A 9,284-nucleotide genomic window follows, 5' to 3' on the forward strand; every position below is an offset into this window, starting at 1 on the left:
GCAACAACACCAATCCACTGTGGGAGCGGGCTTGCCCGCGATGACGGTCTGACAGGCGACATAAACCTCCAGGCCTGAAAAAGCCCGCTGACCGTCACCGGATCAGCGGGCTTTTCGTTCCCGCGCTCTGCGTGGGAATGCAGCCAGAGACGCTCCGCGTCTCACTTGACAGCTCAGTGAGCCACGGCCGCCTGTTCTTCCATTTTCTGGCGCAGGCTCAGTGGACGCATGTCGGTCCAGACCTCTTCGATGTAGGCCAGGCATTCCTTTTTCATCCCGCTCTTGCCCACGGTGCGCCAGCCTTGTGGCACGGCTTTGTAGTCGGGCCAGATCGAGTATTGCTCTTCGTGGTTGACCACGACCTGAAAGAGGATGTCCTCGCGGTCGAATACTGACGTCATGCTGTTTCTCCATCGCTGTAAGGGTGGGCTGCGCGCCGTGCGCAGCCGTTATGTAGAAGGAACGTTCAAGGCACCAAAAAATTTAGAGGCTGGCGATGGCTGCGGCCATGGCCCTGCCGAAAATGTCGGCCACCCGATCGATTTCTGTGGCAGTGATCACCAGCGGCGGCAGGAAACGCACGACACCGCCGTGACGTCCACCCAGCTCGAGGATCAACCCGCGCTTGAGGCATTCGCGCTGCACCAGCGGCGCCAGACGAGCGAATATCGGTGGATGGCCCTGAGCATCCGGCGCGCCAGTCGGATCGACCAACTCAACGCCCAGCATCAAGCCGCGTCCGCGGATATCGCCCAACTGCGGAAAGTCTCGTTGCAGGATGTGCAGGTGTTCGCTCAAGCGTTCGCCCATGGCGGCGGCGTGCTCGCAAACCTTGTGCTCTGTCAGGTAGTGCATCACCGCCGAGCCTGCGGCCATGGCCATTTGATTACCGCGGAAGGTTCCGGCATGGGCGCCCGGCAGCCAGGTGTCGAGCCAGTCGCGATAGACCACCACCGCCAGCGGCAGGCTGCCGCCGATGGCTTTGGACAGCACCACCACGTCCGGGATGATCCCGGCGTGCTCGAAGGCGAACATCTTGCCGGTGCGGGCAAAACCGCTCTGGATTTCATCGACGATCAGCGCTACGCCGGCCTTCTCGGTGATGCGTCGCAAGCCACGCAGCCAATCGAGATCAGCCGGAATCACCCCGCCCTCGCCCTGCACCGCTTCGACGATCACCGCAGCGGGCAACTGCACGCCGGCCTCAGGATCATTCAGCAGGTTCTCCAGGTAATTCAGGTTGACCTGCACCCCCTGCGCGCCGCCGAGCCCGAACGGGCAACGGTAATCGTAAGGGTATGGCATGAACTGCACGCCACTGCTGAGCAACGCACCCAACGGTTTTTTCGGCCCCAGACTGCCCATCAGGCTCAGCGCGCCCTGGCTCATGCCGTGGTAACCGCCCTGGAACGACAAAACCGTGCTACGCCCGGTGGCGGTGCGCACCAGTTTCAGCGCGGCTTCCACCGCATCGGTGCCGGTGGGGCCACAGAACTGGATCTTCGCTTCAGCGGCCAATGCCAGCGGCAGCAAACCGAACAAGTCCTGAACAAACTGATCCTTGACCGGCGTGGTCAGGTCGAGGGTGTGCAGCGGCAGTTCATCGGTCAGCACTTGCTGGATCGCTTCGATCACCACTGGATGGTTGTGCCCCAGGGCCAGCGTCCCCGCACCGGCCAGGCAATCGATGAAACTGCGCCCTTCGACGTCCTCGACATAAATGCCCTTGGCACGCTTGAGTGCCAGGGGAATGCGTCGCGGGTAGCTGCGAGCGTTCGATTCCTGCTGGCTCTGACGGGCCAGCAGCGGCGATTCATTGAACTGATAAAGCGTCTCGGCAGGCGTCGGGACGATCCGGGCCGGCTGATCTTCGATAAGGCTGATAGCGACTGACATCTCTCGATCCCTCAATACGCTGTTGATAGTGACCAAAACTGCACACCGGGCAGGTGCGCGCTCCGGTCGGGGCGCACTTGCAGGTTTTCCTGTTCTGGAAACGCATCAGGACCTCAAGGATTTAGACCCTCGATCAGCTTTCTATGAAGGCGACGACAGCGCCTTGTGCATGGGGATGGCGTGGAGTCCCGCCACGGTGAAGGTTTCAGCGCACGGCCGGTAACCCAGACGGTGATAAAACGCCTCGCTGGTACGGGTGCTGTTGAGCCGCGCCTGAGGCAAACCCTGAGCGATCAACCACGTCTCGAGGTCCTGCACCAGCGCTTGTCCGGCGCCTCGCCGAAACCATTCCGGCTGCACGTAACAAAACGCGACCTTGCCGCTGATCGCCGCCATGGCGACGCCGATCGGTTTGTCCCGCAGCAGGGCGATGTTCAGATACAACCGTGGGTCGGTCAGCCAGGGCTGCACGTGTTCGATGGTTTTGTTATGGGTCCAGGTGGCGACGGTTCGCGGATCGTTGCGGTGATCGAGCGCGCAGCCGACACGAATGGAGCGCTCGACGATCCGGCTGATGATCCCGGCGTCGGCAGGCGTTGCCTTGCAGATGTTTATCGATGCATCCATGGCGCTGTTACCTCAATCCATTGAGTCAAAGCTGCCCGGGACGATAGCGCTGTGGGGGCTGGGTGGCTAATGGAGAGGCGTTACATTTGGTGTGCAACATAGAAACAGTGTGGGAGCAGGCTTGCCCGCGATGAGGCCATAACATCCAACATCTATGTTGACTGTTACACCGCCATCGCGGGCAAGCCCGCTCCCACAGGGTTTTGTGTTGTTGGTTAGACCGGCTGCAACGGCATCGTCAATTCAACCCGTAAGCCATCCGGGCGGCTATCGAAATGCAGAGTGCAGCCGCAGCGCTGGACGATGGCCTGGACAATCGCCAGGCCAAGGCCGCAACCGGTGCTTTGGCCATTGCGCCAGAAGCGTTGGGTCAGGTGTTGCAGGTCGTCTTCGGCAATCCCCGGGCCGTGGTCGCGGACCAAAAAACGCACGCGATTGTTGGTGGTTTCCAGGCTCAGCTCCACTGCCCCATCGCCTGGGGTATGGCGCAGGGCGTTGTCGAGCAAGTTGCGCAATGCGGCAATCGACAGCACCGCGGGCATTTGCAGCGGCGCCTCGGAGAACGTGACCGGCAACTGAAACTTGATCCGCTGACGATCACCGCTGGCTGCATCCTGTATCGCCAGTTTCGCCACCTGCTCGGCGCTGCATTGCACACCATCATCGAACGATAGACTGCCCTCGACGCGCGCCAGCAGCAGCAATTGTTCAAGCGTGCGATGCAGCCGGTCGGCGCCCTCTTCAGCCCGCGCCAGGGACTGATCCCGGGCGCTGCCTTCGGTCATGCGCGCCACTTGCAGGTGGGTTTTGATCGCGGTCAGCGGGCTGCGCAACTCGTGCGCGGCATCACCGGTCAGGCGCCGTTCGCGCTCGATGGTCTTGCCGATGCGCAGGAACAACTGATTCTGGGTTTCCAGCAGCGGCTGCAGTTCGCTGGGCAACGGCTGGATTTGCAACGGTTCCAAAGAATCGGCGCTGCGGCGCATTAACGCATCGCGCATGCGATTAAGCGGTGCCAGCCCCTGACCGATGCCGAGCCACAACAGGCACAGGCAGCCCAGCAGCGCCACGCCGACCGGCACCGAGGCCGCCAGCAGAATGGACATGTTCAGTGCTTCGCGCTCGATCTGCCGGTCGGCGGTGGTAATGCGCACATCACCGCGCGCCAGGGTGAAACTGCGCCAGGGTGCACCGTCGATCATTTGATCGTGGAAGCCCATTTTTTCGGCTTCCAGGGTTTGTTCGGGGCTACTGTGGCTGCGGGCCAGGATTTCGCCGCGCAACGAGCTGACCTGACAGGCCATGCCCCCAGGAATGCTCAGCTGTTCAGCACTGAAATGGGTCCCCTCGCCCTTGCTCGGCAACGCCGGCAGTTGCTCCAGTAGCCCGGCCACCATCCGCGCCGACGCCACCAGCCGTTGGTCGAGGGAAAACATCATCTGGTTGCGCAGATCACTGAGCATCCAGGCGGCGGCCAGGGCCCAGATCAGCGCAAACGCGGCGCCGAGAGTCAGGCTCAGCCGCAAACGCAGGCTCATCACTTCGATTGTTCTCCGCCATCGGCCGGCCCCAGGCGATAGCCCAGGCCGCGCACCGTTTCGACGATGCCTTTGCCGAGCTTGCTGCGTAGATGATGGATATGCACGTTGAGCGCGTTGCTCTCCAGCTCATCATTGAAGCCGTAGACGCTGTCCTTCAACTGCTCGGTGGACAGCACCCGGCCGCGGTTGTGCAGCAAGGCTTGCAGCAGCGATTGCTCACGGCGCGACAAATCCACCGGCTGGCCTGCGAGCAGGGTTTCGCGGCTGCTCGGGTCGTAGGTCAGACGGCCGTGTTCGATCAGGTTAACGCTGCGCCCCGCCACTCGTCGCAACAAGGTGTGCAGGCGCGCGGCGAGTTCGCGCAGGTCGAACGGTTTGAGCAAGTAGTCGTCGGCACCGGCTTGCAGGCCGTCGACCCGGTCGGTGACCGAATCCCGCGCGGTGAGGATCAGCACCGGGATTTCCAGGCCATGATGGCGCAATTGCTGCAACAGCTTCAGGCCGTCTTCATCGGGCAGACCGAGATCGAGCACCATGACGTCGAATTCGGCAACCTTGAGCATCGCCCGGGCTGCCGAGGCGGTGGCGACATGCTCCACGGTCAAGCCTTGGGCAGTTAGCCCGGCAACGATGCCGCTGGCGATCAACTCATCGTCTTCGCAAACCAGTACGTGCATGGTGAGCCCCGTAGAAAAAAGGTGATTAGGCCGGTAGCCGATTAAGCGGACATTATGCCGCAAGAGCCATTGTCACAAGGCGAGTGTGGTTAATCATCGGTTAATCGCCGTTCGCCACTGTGCACCTCACTTGCACAGGGATAAGGCTTACCCATGCGTCGACTGTTTTTATTCTTTGTTCTGTTGATCTCGGGTGTGGCCCAGGCTGGAACGAATCCGTTTGAGACCAAACCCGATTTTCTCCCGGTGGAAAAAGCGTTCATCTTCACCTCCGAGCGCCTTGAATCCGGGGAAACCCAGCTCTATTGGCAAATTGCCGACAATTATTACCTGTATCAGAAACGCCTGAAATTCGACGGTCTGGCCCCGGAGCAGATGCCAGTGCTACCGGAGGGCGAGTCCCACAGCGACGAGTTCTTCGGCGAACAGCAGGTCTACCGCCAGGGCCTGGAGCTGAAGATTCCGGCCGGAGCCACTGGTCAGATCAAAGTAGGCTTCCAGGGCTGCGCCGATGCCGGTTTGTGTTATCCGCCGCAGACTCAAGTGATCAACCTTGGCACAAGTAACGTCCTTGCCGCGTTTACTGAAGAGGCGCCCGACCAGGCCCTGGCCAGCGGCCTGCAGCAACGGGCGTTGGGCTGGAGCCTGCTGGTGTTCTTCGGCCTGGGGCTGCTGCTGGCGTTCACCCCTTGCTCGTTGCCGATGCTGCCGATACTGGCGGGATTGATCGTGGGCAGTGGCGCCACGCCCAAACGCGGTTTTTCTCTGGCCGGCAGTTACGTTGTCAGTATGGCGCTGGTGTATGCGGCGATGGGCGTGCTGGCTGCGCTGCTCGGTGCGAACCTTCAGGCGCTGTTGCAAAACCCTTGGTTGCTCGGCAGCTTTGCGGCGGTGTTCGTGCTGCTGGCTTTGCCGATGTTCGGTTTCTTCGAACTGCAATTGCCGGTGGCCGTGCGAGATCGGCTGGAGCATGTTTCGCGCAATCAGCGCGGTGGCAGCCTGATCGGTGCCGGCGTGCTCGGGGCTTTGTCCGGCCTGCTGGTAGGTCCGTGCATGACCGCCCCATTGGCCGGCGCCCTGCTCTATATCGCCCAAAGCGGCAATGCGCTGCATGGTGGGCTGATTCTGTTCGCCATGGGCATCGGCATCGGTTTGCCGCTGTTGCTGCTGGTGACTGTCGGCAATCGTTTCCTGCCCAAACCCGGTGCGTGGATGAACCTGCTCAAGGGTGTGTTCGGTTTCCTCTTCCTCGCCACCGCGCTGCTGATGCTGCGTCCGGTGCTGGATGAATCGCTGTGGCTCGGTCTGTGTGGCGCCTTGTTGTTGATCGCGGCCTACAGCGCCTGGAAGCAGTCGCAAGGGTTTAGCCGCGTCACCCAACTGTTCGGCGCCAGTTCGCTGCTATTGGGTCTCTGGGGCAGTCTGTTGGTAATCGGTGCGGCGGGCGGCAGTGACAATCCATATCAGCCGTTACAGGTGTACAGCGCCGGCCGTACCGGCGTTGCTGCACCGAGCGCGCATGATGCATTCACCACGATCAAGGAACCCGCCGCCCTGCAACGCGAACTCGATGCGGCCAAGGTCCAGGGTCAATGGGTGCTGCTGGACTACTACGCCGACTGGTGCGTGTCGTGCAAAGTCATGGAAAAACAGGTCTTCGGCAAACCGCAGGTACTGGAGGCGCTCAGCGATGTGCGCTTGCTACGGCTGGACGTCACCGCCGACAATGCCGCCAGCCGCGAACTGCTCGGCCGTTATAAAGTGCCGGGGCCGCCAAGCCTGTTGTGGATCGGCCCCAATGGTGAAGAGCGCCGCAGCCAGCGCATCACCGGTGAGGTCGATGCCGGCACCTTCCTGCAACGCTGGACCACCACCCGAGACGCTCGTTAATGCTGACTTTTACCCTCGGCACCTTTGCCATCGCGCTTAATCACCTGCTGCTGATCAGTGCCCTGGCGCTGGCGACCTTTGTCGGCTGGCGGGTGGCCAAGCGTGGCGGCGAGAACCCGGAGTCGGTGCTGTTCAGCCTGTTCCTGCTGGGCATGCTGGCAGCCCGAGTCGGTTTCGTGATCGCCTACTGGGCGCAGTATCGCAACGATCCGTGGCAGATCATCGACCTGCGCGACGGTGGTTTTCTCGCCTGGCCCGGGGTGGTCGTGCTATTGCTCGCCGCGGTGTATCGAGGCTGGCGTCGCCCGGGCATGCGTCGGCCGTTGGGCTTTGGCGTGGTCAGTGGTCTGGCGTTCTGGTTGCTGGCGACGTTCTCCCTGAGTATTTACGAACAAGGCACGCGCCTGCCGCAGATCACCCTGCGCAATGCCGCCGGCCAGACCATTCCGCTCAGCGACTACCAGGGCGGTCCGCTGGTCATCAACCTTTGGGCCACTTGGTGCCCGCCGTGCCGCCGGGAAATGCCGGTGCTGGAAAACGCCCAACAACAACGCCCGGACCTGACCTTCCTGTTCGTCAACCAGTCCGAAAGCATGCAGAGCGTCGCCACCTTCCTCGAAACCCAGGGCCTGAGCCTGACCAACGTGCTGTTTGATGGCAGCGGTCGATTGAGTCAGGCGGTGGGTTCCATGGCATTGCCGACTACGCTGTTCTATAGCCCTGACGGGTATCTGCTGGGCAGCCATCTGGGCGAACTCTCTGAAGCCAGCCTGGCCCGCGCCCTGGAAAACTTCGACACCCCGAACCCGGCCACCTCGGCCACGCCTTCAAGGAAATTGCCATGCTCCGCCTCCGCCACCTGCTGACGTTAACCCTGGGTGCCGCCCTGCTGCACTTGCCGTCGGTACAGGCCGAAGAATTGCCTGAAGCGATCAAGAAGATCGAAGCCAAGGGCGCCAAAATTGTCGGCACCTTCGACGCACCCGACGGCTTGCGCGGTTATGCGGCGCAGTACCAGAACCGTGGCATGGCGTTGTACCTGACCCCGGACGGCAAACACGTACTGCTGGGCAATTTGTACGACGCCGAAGGCAATGACCTGAGCAGCGCGCCGTTGCAGAAACTGGTCTACGCGCCAATGGCCAAGGAAATCTGGGGCAAGATGGAAGCGAGCAACTGGATCGCTGATGGCAACAAGGATGCACCGCGAATCGTCTATCTGTTCAGCGACCCGAATTGCCCGTACTGCAACATGTTCTGGGAACAGGCGCGGCCGTGGGTCAAGGCCGGTAAGGTGCAGTTGCGGCACATTATGGTCGGCATCATTCGCGAGGACAGCCCGGGCAAATCCGCCGCGCTGCTGGCCGCCAAGGACCCGCAAAAAGCGTTGGCAGACCACGAGAAATCCGGCAAGGAAAGTTCACTCAAGGCGTTGAAAGACGTGCCACCGGCCATTCAGGCAAAACTGGCGGCGAACATGCAGTTGATGGAAGAGCTGGAACTGGCCGCCACCCCGGCGATTTTCTACATGGACGACAAGGGTCAGCTGCAACAGCAGCAAGGCGCGCCGTCGCCGGAGAAGTTGGTGAAGATTCTCGGGCCGAAGTAACCTCACCGCCCCCATCGCGAACAGGCTCGCTCCCGCAGGGATATGCGGTCACCTGTGGGAGCGAGCCTGCTCGCGATGAGGCCATTAAAGTCGGCTAATTCCTCGCACCTAGAAATTTCAACAGTGCATCCGTAACAAACTGCGGATTCTCCAGATTGGAGATATGCCCCGCCTCCGGCACCAGCACATACGGGCAACCGATCAACTCGGCCATTTCCCTGGTTTCCGACGGCGGTCGCGGTTTGTCCTGATCGCCGCACATCAACAGCGTGGTTTCAGGGTTCAGTTCACCCAGACGCGGCAACAGGTCATCACGACCAAAGGTAATCCGCCCCATCGGCACGATGCTTTGACGCAGGCGGTTGGCTGGTAGCGCTGCCAGTTTGGCGCGGAAATCCTGATACAGCGCCGACTGCGGATCGATGCCCGGACGGAAGAAGATCGGTACCACAATATCGAGCAGCTGCGGCGAGATCACACCGCTGTCTTCGATCTGCTTGAACAGCGAGAAATAGTATTGGCGGGTCGGTTCCGGTTCGACGCCGACGTAGGTGTCGATCAGCACCAGACCGTCGAGCCGCTGCGGTGCCGACAGCGCCAGTCGCACGCCCCACATGCCACCCACCGAAAGACCGACCAGCGTGACGCGATCGATGTCCAGATGATCGAGCAAGCCCAGTGCCTGGCGCGCCACGTCATCCAGCGACTTTGTGCATTCGGGCATCCGTCCGGATTCGCCATGGCCCCACAGGTCCAGGGCGATGACCCGATAGTGCTGCGACAGCGCCGTAATCTGCGGCGCCCACATGGCGTGGTCCCACAGGTAACTGCCGGCCAGCAGCACCGCTGGGCCCGTGCCTTGATCTATGTAGTGAAGCGCTTGTCCATCAACCGTTACGAAGGGCATCGACTGTCTCCCTGGTGAAATCGGATCCATTAAAAAGGCACGGGAAGACTGAGCCGCATGGGACCGGCAGTCAACCCGGAGCTTTTAGGTGGCTGCACTGGCCCCTTCGCGGGCAAGCTCGCTCCCACATTTGTCCT

Annotated in this window: 9 protein-coding genes; 3 read left to right on the forward strand and 6 right to left on the reverse strand. The window is 61.6% G+C overall.

What is annotated here, in order from left to right; genetic code table 11:
• Positions 1 to 173: 173 nt before the first annotated feature.
• The 5 genes from PSH97_RS19540 to PSH97_RS19560 form a co-directional block, all read right to left on the reverse strand.
• Complete coding sequence (locus PSH97_RS19540) at positions 174 to 401, reverse strand: MbtH family protein (RefSeq protein ID WP_008006457.1); 228 nt, start codon at positions 399 to 401, stop codon at positions 174 to 176.
• Between the two features lie 82 nt (positions 402 to 483).
• Positions 484 to 1,896 (reverse strand): aspartate aminotransferase family protein, encoded by a 1,413-nt coding sequence (locus PSH97_RS19545; RefSeq protein WP_305446330.1) that lies wholly within the window; start codon positions 1,894 to 1,896, stop codon positions 484 to 486.
• Between the two features lie 141 nt (positions 1,897 to 2,037).
• On the reverse strand, positions 2,038 to 2,523 hold the full coding sequence (locus PSH97_RS19550) for a GNAT family N-acetyltransferase (protein WP_305446331.1): 486 nt from the start codon (positions 2,521 to 2,523) through the stop codon (positions 2,038 to 2,040).
• 215 nt (positions 2,524 to 2,738) lie between these two features.
• Positions 2,739 to 4,064, reverse strand: coding sequence for an ATP-binding protein (locus PSH97_RS19555; RefSeq protein ID WP_305446332.1), 1,326 nt, complete (start codon positions 4,062 to 4,064; stop codon positions 2,739 to 2,741).
• Positions 4,061 to 4,741, reverse strand: coding sequence for a response regulator (locus PSH97_RS19560; protein ID WP_305446333.1), 681 nt, complete (start codon positions 4,739 to 4,741; stop codon positions 4,061 to 4,063). Before PSH97_RS19560 ends, PSH97_RS19555 begins: the two co-directional genes overlap by 4 nt.
• 153 nt (positions 4,742 to 4,894) lie before the next feature.
• Here PSH97_RS19560 and dsbD point away from each other — a divergent pair, with 153 nt between their 5' ends.
• Genes dsbD through dsbG form a run of 3 tightly spaced genes read left to right on the forward strand, consistent with a single transcriptional unit; the run spans position 4,895 to position 8,240 of the window.
• Positions 4,895 to 6,631 (forward strand): protein-disulfide reductase DsbD, encoded by a 1,737-nt coding sequence (gene dsbD / locus PSH97_RS19565; RefSeq protein ID WP_305446334.1) that lies wholly within the window; start codon positions 4,895 to 4,897, stop codon positions 6,629 to 6,631.
• Positions 6,631 to 7,497: a TlpA disulfide reductase family protein gene (locus PSH97_RS19570; protein WP_305446335.1), complete on the forward strand. Its 867-nt coding sequence runs from the start codon at positions 6,631 to 6,633 to the stop codon at positions 7,495 to 7,497. Before dsbD ends, PSH97_RS19570 begins: the two co-directional genes overlap by 1 nt.
• A complete protein-coding gene (dsbG, locus tag PSH97_RS19575) occupies positions 7,473 to 8,240 on the forward strand; it encodes a thiol:disulfide interchange protein DsbG (RefSeq protein ID WP_305446336.1) in 768 nt (255 codons plus the stop codon). The genes PSH97_RS19570 and dsbG overlap by 25 nt, the downstream gene beginning before the upstream one ends.
• A 94-nt stretch (positions 8,241 to 8,334) precedes the next feature.
• On the opposite strand, the gene PSH97_RS19580 is transcribed toward dsbG, so the two are convergent.
• Positions 8,335 to 9,147 (reverse strand): alpha/beta fold hydrolase, encoded by an 813-nt coding sequence (locus PSH97_RS19580; RefSeq protein WP_305446337.1) that lies wholly within the window; start codon positions 9,145 to 9,147, stop codon positions 8,335 to 8,337.
• Between the last annotated feature and the right edge of the window lie 137 nt (positions 9,148 to 9,284).

It is taken from the genome of Pseudomonas cucumis (assembly GCF_030687935.1).
Lineage (GTDB): Bacteria > Pseudomonadota > Gammaproteobacteria > Pseudomonadales > Pseudomonadaceae > Aquipseudomonas > Aquipseudomonas cucumis.